Origin of the sequence: Candidatus Accumulibacter phosphatis (assembly GCF_012939955.1) — a bacterium.
Classification (GTDB): domain Bacteria; phylum Pseudomonadota; class Gammaproteobacteria; order Burkholderiales; family Rhodocyclaceae; genus Accumulibacter; species Accumulibacter delftensis.
The window spans coordinates 153,958-168,285 of record NZ_SPMY01000025.1; the positions used below are offsets into that span (position 1 = coordinate 153,958).

Annotated in this window: 13 protein-coding genes; 9 read left to right on the forward strand and 4 right to left on the reverse strand. The window is 61.5% G+C overall.

Annotated elements, in window-relative coordinates:
* Positions 1-68 precede the first annotated feature (68 nt).
* The 4 genes from E4Q23_RS23785 to E4Q23_RS10015 form a co-directional block, all read right to left on the reverse strand.
* Positions 69-188, reverse strand: coding sequence for a hypothetical protein (locus E4Q23_RS23785; protein ID WP_336511658.1), 120 nt, complete (start codon positions 186-188; stop codon positions 69-71).
* A 19-nt stretch (positions 189-207) separates the two neighbouring features.
* A complete protein-coding gene (locus E4Q23_RS10005; RefSeq protein WP_248595356.1) occupies positions 208-1,491 on the reverse strand; it encodes a carbonic anhydrase in 1,284 nt (427 codons plus the stop codon).
* A gap of 154 nt (positions 1,492-1,645) precedes the next feature.
* Positions 1,646-3,310: a cation acetate symporter gene (locus E4Q23_RS10010; RefSeq protein WP_169066502.1), complete on the reverse strand. Its 1,665-nt coding sequence runs from the start codon at positions 3,308-3,310 to the stop codon at positions 1,646-1,648.
* Positions 3,307-3,627: a DUF485 domain-containing protein gene (locus tag E4Q23_RS10015; RefSeq protein ID WP_169066503.1), complete on the reverse strand. Its 321-nt coding sequence runs from the start codon at positions 3,625-3,627 to the stop codon at positions 3,307-3,309. The genes E4Q23_RS10010 and E4Q23_RS10015 overlap by 4 nt, the downstream gene beginning before the upstream one ends.
* Before the next feature lie 450 nt (positions 3,628-4,077).
* Between E4Q23_RS10015 and E4Q23_RS10020 the strand changes: the two genes are divergently transcribed.
* From E4Q23_RS10020 to E4Q23_RS10060, 9 genes are all read left to right on the forward strand, one after another.
* The gene (locus E4Q23_RS10020) at positions 4,078-6,039 is read left to right on the forward strand and encodes an AMP-dependent synthetase/ligase (protein WP_169066504.1); all 1,962 of its coding nucleotides are present in this window, start codon (positions 4,078-4,080) and stop codon (positions 6,037-6,039) included.
* A complete protein-coding gene (locus E4Q23_RS10025; RefSeq protein WP_169066505.1) occupies positions 6,036-6,818 on the forward strand; it encodes an ABC transporter ATP-binding protein in 783 nt (260 codons plus the stop codon). Before E4Q23_RS10020 ends, E4Q23_RS10025 begins: the two co-directional genes overlap by 4 nt.
* Before the next feature lie 136 nt (positions 6,819-6,954).
* Positions 6,955-7,884 (forward strand): branched-chain amino acid ABC transporter permease, encoded by a 930-nt coding sequence (locus tag E4Q23_RS10030; protein ID WP_169066506.1) that lies wholly within the window; start codon positions 6,955-6,957, stop codon positions 7,882-7,884.
* A gap of 15 nt (positions 7,885-7,899) precedes the next feature.
* Entirely contained in the window at positions 7,900-8,976 is a 1,077-nt protein-coding gene (locus tag E4Q23_RS10035; RefSeq protein ID WP_169066507.1) for a branched-chain amino acid ABC transporter permease, read from the forward strand.
* A 97-nt stretch (positions 8,977-9,073) separates the two neighbouring features.
* Positions 9,074-10,414, forward strand: a complete 1,341-nt coding sequence (locus E4Q23_RS10040) for an ABC transporter substrate-binding protein (protein ID WP_169066508.1) — start codon at positions 9,074-9,076, stop codon at positions 10,412-10,414.
* Between the two features lie 81 nt (positions 10,415-10,495).
* Positions 10,496-11,308 (forward strand): ABC transporter ATP-binding protein, encoded by an 813-nt coding sequence (locus tag E4Q23_RS10045; RefSeq protein ID WP_169066509.1) that lies wholly within the window; start codon positions 10,496-10,498, stop codon positions 11,306-11,308.
* Between the two features lie 102 nt (positions 11,309-11,410).
* Positions 11,411-12,643: a phenylacetate--CoA ligase family protein gene (locus E4Q23_RS10050; RefSeq protein WP_169066510.1), complete on the forward strand. Its 1,233-nt coding sequence runs from the start codon at positions 11,411-11,413 to the stop codon at positions 12,641-12,643.
* Positions 12,640-13,161: a hypothetical protein gene (locus E4Q23_RS10055; protein ID WP_169066511.1), complete on the forward strand. Its 522-nt coding sequence runs from the start codon at positions 12,640-12,642 to the stop codon at positions 13,159-13,161. The genes E4Q23_RS10050 and E4Q23_RS10055 overlap by 4 nt, the downstream gene beginning before the upstream one ends.
* Positions 13,158-14,324, forward strand: a complete 1,167-nt coding sequence (locus tag E4Q23_RS10060) for a CaiB/BaiF CoA transferase family protein (protein WP_169066512.1) — start codon at positions 13,158-13,160, stop codon at positions 14,322-14,324. Before E4Q23_RS10055 ends, E4Q23_RS10060 begins: the two co-directional genes overlap by 4 nt.
* Positions 14,325-14,328 lie beyond the last annotated feature (4 nt).

A 14,328-nucleotide genomic window follows, 5' to 3' on the forward strand; every position in this document is an offset into this window, starting at 1 on the left:
CCGCGGCACAAGCAAGCGCTGCGCAGCGGTTTTTGGGGGTGGCAGCCGGTAGTCGCCTACGACCGCGATCAGCGCGACTCCTTGATCATTCGCGAATGCTTCGGCTGCACCGGTCGGGCGTTGTATGGGTAAAGGCGCGAAAAGATCCGCAGTTGCTCGGGGGACAGCTGTTGCGTTTGTTTGAGCACCAGCCAGAGGACATCTTCGCTACAGGGGGGGGGTGGTCAGGGACCCAATGTAGGTGTAGTAACTGCGGTCCTCGGGAATCAAGCTGGCGAGATCGATGCCCTGCTCGGGTGGTTGCACGTATTCGTTCTTTTCCAGGGGCAGGTTGTTCCATACACTCTGGATCAGCGGGTTTTCCAGGCCCTGTTCGAGGAGCACGGCGACGACGGCCAGATCGCCGTCCTCCGACTTGTGCACCAGGTGGATGACCATCTCGAAGGATTGACCGTCTACGCGTTCTTCGGACGGTCGGTGAAAATGGAACTGCACCAGATCGTAGGTCTTGCCGAGCAGGCCGATGTGGCTGCCGCCGACATCGACCTGTACCGTGTGGCCGTTATCGATGACGCGAAATTGCGAGGGACGGTAGGTGAAGCGAATCGGCTCGAGATCGACGCGGAAACCGTCGCGGATATCGATCGGCGACTGCCGCTTGCCGTTGGCGCAGGTGGCGTAATCGGGCCGCAGCTTGCCCCAGTTTTCGGGCCGACCCTCCCCTTCGTAGGACCAGGGAATCTGCGCTTGCGCGTAGGCGGCGAGGAGATCCATGGATTCACCCATGCTGCTGCCTGCTGGCGAGCTGGCTGGGTGCGCGTCGGCCAGGCGTGTAGCAGCGACCTGCCTCGGCGGCCGGCGTGCGGCGGCCGTGGTCGATGCGGTGACTGTGGCGGCTGTGGCGGCTGTGGTGGTGGATTGGCGGGTGGGAGCTCGCGTTTCTTCGGGCTCGGTCTTTTCCGCGGCGCGCGTATTCAGGTTGGCTCGTTGCACTTCCTGGCGCACCAGGGCCTCGTTGGCCTTGCGTAGTTCGCCGGCGGCCGCGCTGACTTTCTCGGCGGTTTTTCTGGCCGCCTGGAGGGCGTCGTTTCCTGCTTTGGGTCGGCAGACTTCGCGCAGCAGCTTATCGTCGAGCATGCCAGTACGCACGGGCATTTCGACCTGCACCTTGACCTCCTCTGCACGCAGTAGTTCACCTTCGACCTTGAAGTAGCTTCGTTGCAGAGTGCTGTAGCTGCGCGTCGCGCAGTCGTAACGGTTGACGGCTTCGACGATGCGGTAGGACGAAGAGGTTCTCGGATCAACGATAGGCTTGTCGAGGACGATTCGCCCGCGTGCTTCGGTCTTGCCCTGATCGACTTTCTTGATACTGGCCCGGTCGAGCTCGACGCGCCGGCCCGGTTCGTCGGAAATGAGCTGCCAGCTTGCGGAAGCCGCTACAGGCGCGATGGCCACGAGAGCCATGGCAAGAAGCCTGAGGTCTGAAAGCATGGGGAACTCCCTCAATTCGCGCTATGCATCACTGTGTTCACGGCCAATTCCGATGAAACTTTAGGCGATTTGGCGAGCTGGCAGGCAAAAAAAAACCCTGGCGGGCCGTTTGGCGCCGCCAGGGTTTGCTTGCGTGAGGCTGGTGATCGACTACTTAGTGGCTGGCACCGGAAGCACCAAAGCCGGTCTGGGCACGTACGTACTGGTCTTCGAAAGCGTCACGTTCCTTGGCTGCCCGGGCGCTGCTGTCCGAGACCGAGAAGACGTAGGCCAGGAAGAAGGCGATGGGCATCGCGAACAGCGCCGGCTGCGTGTAGGGGAACAGCGGCGCTGCATTGTGCAGCACGTCGACCCATACCGCTTTCGAGAAGACGACGAAGAGGACCGCGGAAATGACGCCGCCGTAGCCGCCCCAAAGTGCGCCGCGAGTGGTCAGCCCCTTCCAGTACATCGAGAGAATCAGGACCGGGAAGTTGGCAGCGGCTGCGACACCGAAAGCCAGACCGACCATGAAGGCGATGTTCTGCTTCTCGAAGGCGATACCGAGGATGATGGCCAGGATGCCGAGGGCGATGGTCGCCATCCGCGAGACCTTGATCTCTTCCTTGTCGGTACATTCGCCTTTACGGATCACGCGCGCGTAGATGTCGTGCGCGATTGCCGAAGCGCCGGCCAGGGCCAGGCCCGAGACCACCGCCAGGATGGTGGCGAAGGCAACCGCCGCCAGGAAACCGAGCAGCATGTTGCCGCCGACGGCATGCGCCAGGTGCATGGCGACCATGTTGCCGCCACCGATCAGCGCGCCCTTGATGTCACCGCCTTCAAAGTACTCGGGGTTCTGACCGACCAGAAGAATGGCAACCAGGCCCATCAGGAAGATGACGTTGAAGAAGAAACCGACGAAGCCGGAAGCGTAGAGCACCGACTTGCGGGCTTCCTTGGCGTTGCCGACGGTGAAGAAGCGCATCAGGATGTGCGGCAGACCAGCGGTACCGAACATCAGGCCAAGACCGAGGGAGAGCGCCGTCACCGGATCCGAGAGCAGGCTACCCGGTGCCATCAACGAGGCACCCTGCTTATGAACCGCCTGCGCTTTTTCGAGCAGGGTGGTCAGCGAAAAGCCGAACTGTGAGAAGCCGAGAATCAGCACCAGCGTACCGCCGAAGAGCAGCAGGCAGGCCTTGATGATCTGCACCCAGGTCGTCGCCACCATACCGCCAACGGTCACATAGACCATCATCAGGATGCCAACGGCGAAGATGGCGTAGTTGTACTCGAGGCCGAAAAGCAGCTTGATCAACTGCCCGGCGCCGACCATCTGGGCAATCAGGTAGAAGATCACCACCACCAGCGACGACAGCGCAGCCATCGTCCGCACGCTCGGGTCGAGACGGTAGGAGGTGATGTCCGAGAAGGTGAAGCGGCCCAGGTTACGCAGTCGTTCAGCCATCAGGAAGAGGATGATCGGCCAGCCGGCAAAGAACGCCATCATGTAGATGTAGGCGTCGTAGCCGCGGCTGAAAGTCATCGCCGTGAGACCGAGCAGGGTCGCCGCCGACATGTAGTCGCCGGCGATTGCCAAGCCGTTCTGGAAGCCGGTAATGCCACCGCCGGCGGTATAGAAGTCAGCGGTGGACTTGGTGCGGCCGGCTGCCCAGTAGGTGATGCCCATGGTCAGGGTCACGAAGATCAGGAACATGATGATCGCGTGCCAGTTGGTGGGCTGCGTCTTGATTTCGCCTTGCAGGGCGGGGCCCGCGGCCACCGCCAGGCCGGCGAAAGCGAGCAGGGCGAGTGCCGTTGTAAATCGCTTGCTCATTTTGTCTCCTTCTGTGCTTCTTTGATGATTTCGGCCGTCAGGTCGTCAAACTCGCCATTGGCGCGGCGGACGTAAAGGAAGGTCAGAAGCCAGAAAAAGACGAACATCACCATTTCGGCCGTATAGCCGATGGCCCACATCGACCCCTCGGCGATCGGTTGCCCGAGCATCTTGGGATTGAAGGCGACCAGCAAGAAGAAGCCGTAGAAAATAACCAGCACGATGGCTGACAAGGTCCAGGCGAAGCTCCCTCGCTTCTGAACCAGCTGGTCGAACTTCGGATTGCGCCGAATTCGATCGTATATAACACTACTCATTTGTACTTATCCTCCTTGTTTGTCTTGCGAAATAATTGTGAAACCAATTTTCCAGATGTTGACAAGACCACTCCCCTCGGGGCGTCGAATACTAACCTAGATCCCTGCGTGGTTCAATCCACTGCTCTACCGAGTGGTTTTTCCCGCGCAGTGGCTCTGCCGATGAAGGGGGCTGGCGCTGCCTTGCGCCAGACAGCGAAGTTGCAGTGTCCGTCGAGGTCGAGGAGGCGCTGCCGCGGCGTGCTTGGTTCGTGAGCAGCAAAGCTTCGCCGAAGCAGCTGCCATCCGACAGTCCCACGCAGCTGGCGGCCTTGCCGGTACGGCAGTTGCTGATGGTGATACTGCATTGCACAATGACTGGCGAAAAAAAAAAGACTAGAATCGCGCAGAACAATATAAGCAAAAGCGTGCCGTCACGATAACGGCCGTGAATGCACCGGAGGAGACAATATGCCGGAAACTGCGTCGTCGCAAGCGCTGGATACCTTTCCGCGCTTGCTGTTGAAGCATGCCCAAGTGCGCGGCGGCAAGGTGGCCATGCGCGAGAAGGACCTCGGGATTTGGCAGTGCTGGACCTGGCAGAATGTTGCCGACGAGGTGCGCGCCCTGGCCTGCGGCCTTGTCGAAATGGGCTTCAAGCGGGGCGAGAGCGTGGCCATTGTCGGCGACAACCGGCCGCGCATGTACATGATGATGAGCGCCGTACAGTGCCTTGGCGGGGTGCCCTTGCCGCTCTACCAGGACGCCGTGGCCAACGAGATGCTTTTCGTTCTGGTCGACGCGGAAGTCCGCTTCCTGTTCGTCGAAGACCAGGAGCAGGTCGACAAGGTGCTCGAACTGCAGGAGCAGTTGCCGCAACTGCGCCACGTCTTCTACGACGATCCGCACGGCATGCGCCACTACACGCAGCCCTTCATCCACGATGTGCGCGAGCTGATGGAGATGGGGCGGATACACAACCGCAACCATCCCGATCTGCTGACCAGTGAGGTCGCCGCCGGCAGCACGAATGACGTCAGCGTCATGCTGTATACCTCGGGGACGACCGGCAGGCCAAAGGGGGTGTGCCTGACGCACCACGCCTTCATCAGCGCTGCCCGCGGTGGCGCCGATTTCGATCATCTGACGGCCGACGAAGACATTCTCTCCTACCTGCCGATGGCCTGGGTGGGCGACCATCTGTTTTCGTTTGCGCAGGCGATGATCACCGGTTTCACCATCAACTGCCCGGAGTCGGCCGAGACGGTGATGAACGATCTTCGCGAAATCGGCCCGACCTACTACTTTGCACCACCGCGCGTTTTCGAGAACCTGCTGACGCAGGTGATGATCCGCATGGAAGACGCCAGCGCCATCAAGCAGAAGATGTTCCACTACTTCATGGCCGTGGCGCGGCGCAGCGGTGCCGCGATTCTCGATGGCAAAGCGGTGTCCTTCGCTGATCGCGTGCTTTATGGACTGGGCAACTTCTTTGTTTTCGGGCCGCTGAAGAATGTCCTCGGACTGAGTCGCGTGCGCGTCGCCTATACCGCCGGCGCGGCGATCGGTCCCGACCTCTTCCGTTTCTACCGCTCGATCGGCATCAACCTCAAGCAGCTCTACGGGCAAACCGAAACCTGTGCCTACGTCTGTCTGCAACCCGACGGCGAGATCAAGTTCGACAGCGTTGGCAAGCCGGCACCCGGGGTCGAGGTGAAGATTGCCGACAACGGCGAAATCCTGGTCAAGGGTCCGATGTTGCTCAAGGAGTACTACAAGCGGCCGGACGCGACTGCCGAAGCGATCAATGCCGATGGCTATTTCATGACCGGTGACGCCGGCATGTTCGACGACGAGGGGCATCTCAAGATCATCGATCGCGCCAAGGATGTCGGCAAACTGGCCAACGGCGCCATGTTTGCGCCCAACTTCATTGAGAACAAGCTCAGGTTTTTCCCCTTCGTCAAGGAGGCGGTGGTTTTCGGCGATCGCCGCGAGATGGTCTGTGCGTTCATCAACATCGACATCGGCGCGGTTGGTAACTGGGCCGAGCGGCGCGGCATCGCCTATTCGGGCTATACCGATCTGGCCGCCAAGGTGGAGGTCTATGGGCTGATCCAGGAGTCGATCGAACAGGTGAATTCCGAGCTGCTTGGCGAAGGTCCGCTGGCCGATTCGCAGATTCATCGTTTCCTGATCCTGCACAAGGAGCTCGATCCCGATGATGACGAGTTGACGCGCACGCGCAAGGTGCGCCGCGGTTTCGTCGCCGAGAAGTACGGGGTATTGATCGACGCGCTCTACGCTGGCAAGGGCAGCCAGTTCATCGAAACGGCGGTGAAGTTCGAGGACGGGCGGCAAGGCAAGGTTGCCGCCGATTTGGTGATCCGGGATCTGAAAACCTTTGCTATTGCCGGGAGGGCCGCGTCATGAGTCGGCAGATCGGCGAGGTCGTTCTCGACCTGAAACAGGTTTCGCTGTCCTTCGGCGGCGTCAAGGCGCTGACCGACATCTCGTTTGATGTGCGCGAACACGAGATCCGGGCGATCATCGGCCCCAACGGTGCTGGCAAGAGTTCGATGCTCAATGTGATCAACGGCGTCTATCGGCCGCAGGAGGGCGAGATCATCCTGCGCGGTCAGCGGTTCACGAAAATGAACCCCTACAAGGCTGCCCAGGCCGGGATCTCGCGGACTTTCCAGAACATTGCCCTGTTCAAGGGAATGAACGTCATCGACAACCTGATGACCGGCCGCAACCTGAAAATCAGGAGCAACCTGATTCAACAGGCCTTCTGGTGGGGGCCGGCGCGACGCGAGGAGCTCGAGCATCGCGCCAAGGTTGAGGAGGTGATCGACTTCCTCGAAATCCAGCACATTCGCAAGACGCCGGTCGGACGACTGCCTTACGGTCTGCAGAAGCGCGTAGACCTCGGTCGCGCGCTGGCCATGGAGCCGAGCATCCTGCTGCTTGACGAGCCAATGGCCGGTATGAACGTCGAAGAAAAGCAGGACATGTGCCGCTTCATTCTCGACGTCAATGACCAGTTCGGGACGACCATCGTGCTCATCGAGCACGACATGGCGGTGGTGATGGATATCTCCGACCGGGTCGTCGTTCTCGACTACGGCAAGAAGATCGGTGACGGTGATCCGGACGCGGTCCGCAACAATCCGGACGTCATCAGCGCCTATCTTGGCGCCAGCCACTAACGGTCATGAGCTGTCGAGAAACCCCAGATGATGAAAGGGATGACCGTCCCCCCTCTTCCCCCAGCCCTTCTCCCACAGGGGCGAGAAGGGAGGTTTGTGAGTCGCCTACGCGACGTCCACGGTAAGGAGTGATGCGATGGGTTTCTTCCTGGAAACATTGATCGGTGGCCTGATGGCCGGCATGCTCTATTCGCTGGTGGCGCTCGGCTTCGTGCTGATTTTCAAGGCATCCGGCGTGTTCAACTTCGCGCAGGGGGCGATGGTCTTGTTTGCCGCTCTGGCCATGGCCCGTTTTGCGGAGTGGATTCCGGGCTGGTTCGGCCTTGAGGGTTCGTACCTGGGAACCGCCGCAGCCTTCGTCGTCGCCGGGGCCTTGATGTTCGTCGTCGCCTGGTTGATCGAACGCCTGGTCTTGCGCCACCTGGTCAATCAGGAGGGCGCGACGCTGCTGATGGCTACGCTGGGCATTGCCTATGTTCTCGAAGGCGTCGGCAGCAGCCTTTTCGGCAGCAGCATCTATACGATCGACGTCGGCATGCCCAAGGATCCGGTGTTTCTCTTCGAAGGGACTTTCGCAGGCGGCCTGCTGATCAACAAGGAGGATTTCATCGCCGCCTCGATCGCCGCCGTCCTGGTCGGCCTGCTAACCCTTTTCTTCCAGAAGACGACCACCGGGAGGGCCCTGCGGGCGGTGGCCGACGACCATCAGGCGGCACAATCGATCGGCATTCCATTGAACCGCATCTGGGTGATCGTCTGGTGCGTCGCCGGTCTGGTTGCCCTGGTCGCCGGTGTGATCTGGGGTTCGAAACTCGGGGTCCAGTTCTCGTTGTCGACGGTGGCCCTGCGGGCGCTGCCGGTGGTCATTCTGGGCGGCCTGACTTCGGTTCCCGGCGCCATCATCGGCGGATTGATCATCGGTGTCGGCGAAAAACTCTCCGAGGTCTACATCGGGCCGATGGTTGGCGGCGGCATCGAGATTTGGTTTGCCTACGTACTGGCTCTGCTCTTTCTGCTGGTCAGGCCGCAAGGCCTGTTCGGTGAAAAAATCATAGACCGCGTCTAATCGGGGAGCAGGCAAGTGCTATATAGAGAAAACGGTCAGTTCAAGACTTCTTACGCCGCCGATCAGCAGATTTTTCCGATTACCCAGGACCGCTGGGCGATCATCGGCATCCTGGTGTTCGCGTTTGTTGCCGTTCCGCTGCTGGTCGATGAGTACATGTTCCGCGCCATCCTGATCCCCTTTGTAATCCTGTCGCTGGCCGCGCTCGGGGTCAATATCCTGGTCGGCTTCTGCGGGCAGATTACGCTCGGTGCTGGCGCCTTCATGGCCGTCGGGGCGTACGCGGCGTACAACTTCCACATTCGTGTCGAAGGCATGCCCTTGCTCGTGTCGCTACTTCTTGGCGGCCTGACTTCCGCCGCCGTGGGCATCGTCTTCGGGATTCCGAGTTTGCGCGTGCGCGGCCTCTATCTGGCGGTTGCCACCCTGGCGGCGCAGTTTTTCACCGACTGGGTTTTTCTGCGCGTTCCCTGGTTTACGGACAATGCCTCATCGGGCTCGGTTTCGGTTTCCAACCTGCAGGTGATGGGCTGGCAGATCAACAACCCGCTCAACAAGTATCTATTTTGCCTGGCGATCCTGACTGTCTTCGCACTGATGGCAAAGAACATGACGCGTAGCGCCATCGGTCGGCAGTGGATGGCGATCCGTGACATGGATGTGGCTGCCGAAGTGATCGGAATTCGGCCGCTGTTTGCCAAGCTCTCGGCATTCGCCGTCAGTTCCTTCTTCGTCGGCACGGCCGGCGCGCTGTGGGGTTTTGTACACCTCGCCTCGTGGGAGCCGGCCGCCTTCTCGGTCGATCGTTCGTTCCAGTTGCTGTTCATGGTCATTATTGGTGGCCTGGGTTCGATCATGGGCAGTTTCTTCGGCGCGGCATTCATCGTCGTTCTTCCGATCGCGCTGAATCAGCTGCTGCCGGCGATCGGGGACCTGGTCGGTGTCGAAATATCGACCGCTGGCATCTCGCACGCCGAGTTGATCATCTTCGGCGGCCTGATCGTCTTCTTCCTGATCAAGGAGCCGCACGGCATAGCGCGCCTGTGGTCGACCGGCAAGGAAAAGCTGCGGCTCTGGCCATTCCCACACTGAGGCGCGGGTAGCGGGCCGCTTCACATTTGTAATGGAGTTTGTCGCAGGCGCAGGTGTTGTTGCAGGGGTATCGCCATTTCAATAAGAGGAGACACGAATGAACTTAAGCAAGCTCGTACTTACTGCTTCGCTGGGGGCCATCGCCCTGTCGTCGCTGGCGACCGCGCCGGCGGTGGCGCAGCAGGCCAAGGAACAGTACTTTCCGGTCCTGGTGTACCGTACCGGCGCCTACGCTCCAAACGGCGCTCCCTGGGCCAACGGTTATGTTGATTACCTGAAGCTGGTCAATGCGCAGGGCGGTATCAACGGCGTCAAGCTCATTTTCGAGGAGTGTGAGACGGGTTACGCCACCGACCGCGGCGTCGAGTGCTACGAGCGCCTGAAAGGCAAGCACGGCGGTGCGACGACCTTCCAGCCCCTGTCGACCGGCGTTACCTTTGCGCTGACCGAAAAGGCACCGAAAGACAAGATCCCGTTGATCACCGCCGGTTACGGCCGTAGCGAATCAACAAACGGCGCGATCTTTACCTGGAACTTCCCCTTGCTTGGCACCTACTGGGTTGGCGCTGACGTTGCCATCCAGTACATCGCCAAGAAGGAAGGCGGCGTTGACAAGCTGAAAGGCAAGAAAATCGCTCTGGTGTATCACGACAGTCCGTACGGCAAGGAACCGATTCCGGTCCTTGAGGAATTGGGCAAGAAGCATGCTTTCCAGGTGCAACTGCTGCCCGTGGCACACCCCGGCGTCGAGCAGAAAGCAACCTGGCTGCAGATCCGGCAGAGCAAGCCCGACTACGTTCTGCTCTGGGGCTGGGGGGTGATGAATTCGACCGCTCTTCGTGAGGCGCAGGCGACCGGCTATCCTCGCAACAAGATGCTGGGCATCTGGTGGGCGGGTGCCGAACCCGATGTCAAAGACGTTGGTGAAGGGGCTAAAGGCTATAGCGCGCTGACCTTGCAGCATGGCGCCGAGCACAATTCCAAGATCGCCAAGGACGTTCTTGCTGCCTTGCACGCCAAGGGTGAGGGGACCGGACCAAAAGAGGAGGTCGGCGACGTGCTCTATATGCGTGGCCTGATTTCGGCGATGCTCGCTGTCGAAGGGGTTCGCAAGGCGCAGGAGCGCTACGGCAAGGGTAAGGTGATGACTGGCGAGCAGGTGCGTTGGGGTCTCGAGCATCTCGATCTCGACCAGAAAAAGCTCGATGCCATGGGCTTTGCCGGCGTGATGCGTCCGGTGCAGACTTCCTGCCTGGACCATATGGGATCGTCGTGGGTACGCATTCAGACCTGGAACGGCAAAAAGTGGGAGTTCGTTTCCCCAGACTGGTATCAGGCCGACGACAAGACTTTGCGTCCGATGGTCATGCTCGCCTCCGGCAAGTACGCGGAAGAGAAGAACCTGACGCCGCGCACGCCAGAGGAGTGCAACAAGTAATTCCCCGGCGGACTCGTCACCGCGAGTCCTTTGTCAGCCCTTCCGCTTGCGGGAGGGCGGCCCGCTGAGCGAAGAGACGCCATGAGCACTGCCAACATCCTTCTCCGAGTCAATAGTATCGAGGTCATCTACAACCACGTGATCCTGGTTCTCAAGGGCGTTTCCTTCAGCGTTCCCGAAGGCGGCGTCGTGGCGCTTCTCGGCGGCAACGGTGCCGGCAAGACGACGACCCTGCGCGCGGTCAGCAATCTGCTGCACGGCGAGCGCGGCGAAGTCACCAAAGGAACGATCGAGTTGCGCGACGAGCGCATCGAGGCGCTGACGCCGGCCGACCTCGTTAAACGCGGTGTCATTCAGGTGATGGAGGGGCGGCACTGCTTTGGCCATCTGAGCATCGAGGAAAACCTGCTCACTGGGGCCTACACGCGCCGTGATGGCAAGGCGGCTATCAACGAGACGCTGGAAAAGGTCTATTCGTATTTTCCCCGCCTGAAGACGCGCCGCAGCAGCCAGGCGGCCTACACCTCGGGTGGCGAACAACAGATGTGCGCCGTCGGCCGGGCGCTGATGGCCAAGCCAAGCATGGTGCTGCTCGACGAGCCATCGATGGGTCTGGCGCCGCAGATCGTCGATGAGGTGTTCGGCATCGTCAAGGATCTCAATCAGAAGGAGGGCGTGACCTTCCTGCTCGCGGAACAGAACACCAATATGGCGCTGCGCTACGCAGACTTTGGCTACATCCTCGAAAACGGCCGCGTGGTGATGGAGGGTGCAGCCAAGGAACTCGCTGCCAACGAAGACGTCAAGGAGTTCTACCTCGGCCTGTCGTCGGCCGGGCGCAAGAGCTTCAAAGACGTCAAGCACTATCGTCGTCGCAAGCGCTGGCTTTCCTGAACCGCCCGTGGCCTGCCACGTGGCGCTGTCTGCTTCGGCGGCGGCATGGCGGGCTGTCTTCACTGTTTGCTGCGAACTTTCTTATCGTGTGAGTGACAAGCCATGGATTACTACGATTCTCTGGAAACGCGCTCGCCGGCCGAGCGCGAAGCCTGGCTGATGGGACGCCTGTCGCAGCAGCTTGAGCATGCCCAGAGGAAGTCAGCGTACTGGCGCCAGCTGTTTGCTGGCCTTGCCGCCGACAGCATCGATTCCCGCGCCGCACTGGCAACACTGCCGGTGACGCGCAAGAGCGAGCTCGGCGAACTGCAACGCGCGGCACCGCCTTTCGGTGGTCTGCCGGCGACGCCAATGGCCGGCTTGTCACGGGTTTTTGCTTCGCCGGGTCCGATCTATGATCCCGAGGGCCGTGGCCAGGACTGGTGGCGTTTCGCGCGCGTCCTCTTTGCCACCGGGTTCCGGGCCGGCGATCTGGTGCACAACACTTTCTCCTACCATTTCACGCCGGCCGGCTTCATGCTCGAAGGCGCGGCGCAGAAGCTCGGTTGTCCGGTTTTTCCTGCCGGCGTCGGCCAGACCGATATGCAGGTGCAGGCGATTGCCGACCTCAAGCCGGCGGCCTACGTCGGCACGCCTTCGTTTCTGCGCATCATTCTCGACAAAGCCGACGAATTAGGCGCCGATATCAGCTCATTGGGCAAGGCGGTCGTTTCGGGCGAAGCCTTGCCGCCGACGCTGCGCAAGCTGCTCAACGCGCGCGGCATCGTGGTGCGCCAGGCCTATGCGTCTGCCGATCTGGGCCTGATTGCCTATGAGACGCCGAGTGAGGAGGGGCTGGTCGTCGAGGAAGAGGTGCTGCTCGAAATCGTTCGTCCCGGTACCGGCGATCCGGTGGCCGAAGGGGAGGTCGGCGAAGTGGTGGTGACCAGTTTCAATCCGGATTACCCGCTGATTCGCTTTGCTACCGGCGATCTTTCGGCCTTTCTGCCGGGGATCAGCCCCTGCGGCAGGACCAATGTGCGCATCAGGGGCTGGCTGGGGCGCGCGGATCAGACGACCAAGGTCAAGGGGATGTTCGTACACCCTTCGCAGGTCGCGGCGCTTGTCGCGCGACACGGCGAAATTGGTCGCGCCCGGCTGGTGGTCGACAATGCCGGCGGTCAGGATCGAATGACCTTGTACTGCGAGGTCGCGCAGCCCTCGGACGCGCTGCAGGCGGCGGTGGTGGCCAGCATTCGTGAGCTCACCAAGCTGCGTGCTGAGGTAGCTTTCCAGGCTGCGGGTGCCTTGGCCAACGACGGCAAGGTGATCGAAGACCTGCGCCGCTACGAATGAGGCGTGTACTGGCCGTCGTTGCCGGTTCATCGCTGGCCGCGGCGCTGCTCGCTGACGACGCTGCGCCGGCGGCAAGCGCTTTCTCTGCTGCGTCCGCCGGGCCGCAGCTTGGTGACTGCGTGATCTTCAGTGAGGGCGGCGCCGGCCGGCTGCTGAAGGCACCGACCTATTGGCTGAAAGGCTCGATCGCCGCGCTTTCCCGCCAGCGGTGGCAGCTTGATCGCTGTCCACACATCGGCAAACCCGCTGCCGCCCATACCGTAGCCGACCACGCGCGCCTGGCAGCCGCGATGCCTTGCGTCGAGCCGGCTTCCGTGAGCGTTGTGGACACGCTGCCCCGGGAGGTCGAGGTGACGCGCGTGCAGGTGCTGGTCGCCGAATGGGAAACGCCGTGGTCGCATCAGCACGGCACGACAGGATGGCTGTTCCGCGGTCAGTTCCTGGAGCAGACCCTGCGGAAGGGGGCGCTGATCGACATGGATGCGGCCTGGCTAGAGGGCTGCGAGGGCGAGCGATGAGTGGCGCACCGCTGCGCGGGGTGCGTGTTCTTGATCTTAGCCGTCTGCTTCCCGGGCCAGTAGCGAGCTTGCATCTGGCCGACCTGGGCGCCGATGTTATCAAGATCGAAGATCACGGGCCTGGCGACTACGCGCGCTTGCTCGGCGAGGGTCCGGCGGGTGTCAGTGCTTTCTATCGCAGCGTCAACCGCAACAAGCGCGGTCTACGCCTCGACCTCAAGCAAGAACAGGGGCAGGCAGTCTTGCTGCGTCTGGCGACTACTGCCGACGTGCTGGTCGAGAGTTTCCGGCCCGGGGTCAGCGACCGGCTCGGCATCGGCTATCCGGCGCTGCGCTCGATCAACCCCAAGCTGGTCTATTGCGCGATCACCGGTTATGGCCAGAGTGGACCGCTGGCGATGGCCGCTGGGCACGATCTCAACTACATTGGCCTGGCCGGCGTCCTCGATCAGATTGGTGTCGATGGGGGGCCGCCAGCGATCCCCAATCTGCAGATGGGCGACTTGTTGGGCGGCGCGATGAGCGCCGTGATGGGTATTCTCGCGGCCTTGTTCGATGCTCAGCGCAGTGGCCAGGGTCGCCTGGTCGACGTGGCGATGAGCGACGCGGTTCTGGCACACAACCTTTTTCCGCTGTTCGCGATGCAGAGTGCTGGCGGCCTGCCCGAGCGCGGGCGCGATCTGCTTACCGGAGCTGACCCTGGCTATGGGGTGTACGCCACAGCGGATAGTCGCTACATGGCTGTCGCGCCGCTCGAGAAGAAGTTCTGGGACGTCTTCTGTGCGGCACTGGAACGCCCTGACTGGAAGCCCCTGCACGCTGTGCGCGGCGCGACCGCGCTTGCCTTGCGCGCGGAAATAGAGACCCTCTTTGCGAGTCGCACACAGGCCGACTGGAGCAACTTCTTTGCCGACATCGATTGCTGCGTGACGCCGGTACTCGCGGTGGCGGAGGCTCTCGAGCATGCGCAGTTTGTTGCGCGTCAGATGGTGGTGCACGCTGACGGCGTTGTCCAGTACGCGCCGCCGGTAAAGCTCTCGGGCTGGGTTTTTGCGGTCGAGCGCGCCGCGCCCGCTGCCGGCGAGCACGGCGAGGAGATCCTGCGCGAGGCGGGGTTTGCGGAGAGTGAGATCACCGCGATGCGCGCGGCGTCGATCATCTGACGCC

Excerpts from the sequence above, each read along its gene's own strand:
- E4Q23_RS10025 (WP_169066505.1), top strand. The coding sequence starts at position 6,036 with ATGAGTCGGCAGATCGGCGAGGTCGTTCTCGACCTGAAACAGGTTTCG.
- E4Q23_RS10055 (WP_169066511.1), top strand. The coding sequence starts at position 12,640 with ATGAGGCGTGTACTGGCCGTCGTTGCCGGTTCATCGCTGGCCGCGGCG.
- E4Q23_RS10050 (WP_169066510.1), top strand. The coding sequence starts at position 11,411 with ATGGATTACTACGATTCTCTGGAAACGCGCTCGCCGGCCGAGCGCGAA.
- E4Q23_RS10030 (WP_169066506.1), top strand. The coding sequence starts at position 6,955 with ATGGGTTTCTTCCTGGAAACATTGATCGGTGGCCTGATGGCCGGCATG.
- E4Q23_RS10015 (WP_169066503.1), bottom strand. The coding sequence starts at position 3,627 with ATGAGTAGTGTTATATACGATCGAATTCGGCGCAATCCGAAGTTCGAC.
- E4Q23_RS10060 (WP_169066512.1), top strand. The coding sequence starts at position 13,158 with ATGAGTGGCGCACCGCTGCGCGGGGTGCGTGTTCTTGATCTTAGCCGT.
- E4Q23_RS10020 (WP_169066504.1), top strand. The coding sequence starts at position 4,078 with ATGCCGGAAACTGCGTCGTCGCAAGCGCTGGATACCTTTCCGCGCTTG.
- E4Q23_RS10045 (WP_169066509.1), top strand. The coding sequence starts at position 10,496 with ATGAGCACTGCCAACATCCTTCTCCGAGTCAATAGTATCGAGGTCATC.
- E4Q23_RS10005 (WP_248595356.1), bottom strand. The coding sequence starts at position 1,491 with ATGCTTTCAGACCTCAGGCTTCTTGCCATGGCTCTCGTGGCCATCGCG.
- E4Q23_RS10040 (WP_169066508.1), top strand. The coding sequence starts at position 9,074 with ATGAACTTAAGCAAGCTCGTACTTACTGCTTCGCTGGGGGCCATCGCC.
- E4Q23_RS10010 (WP_169066502.1), bottom strand. The coding sequence starts at position 3,310 with ATGAGCAAGCGATTTACAACGGCACTCGCCCTGCTCGCTTTCGCCGGC.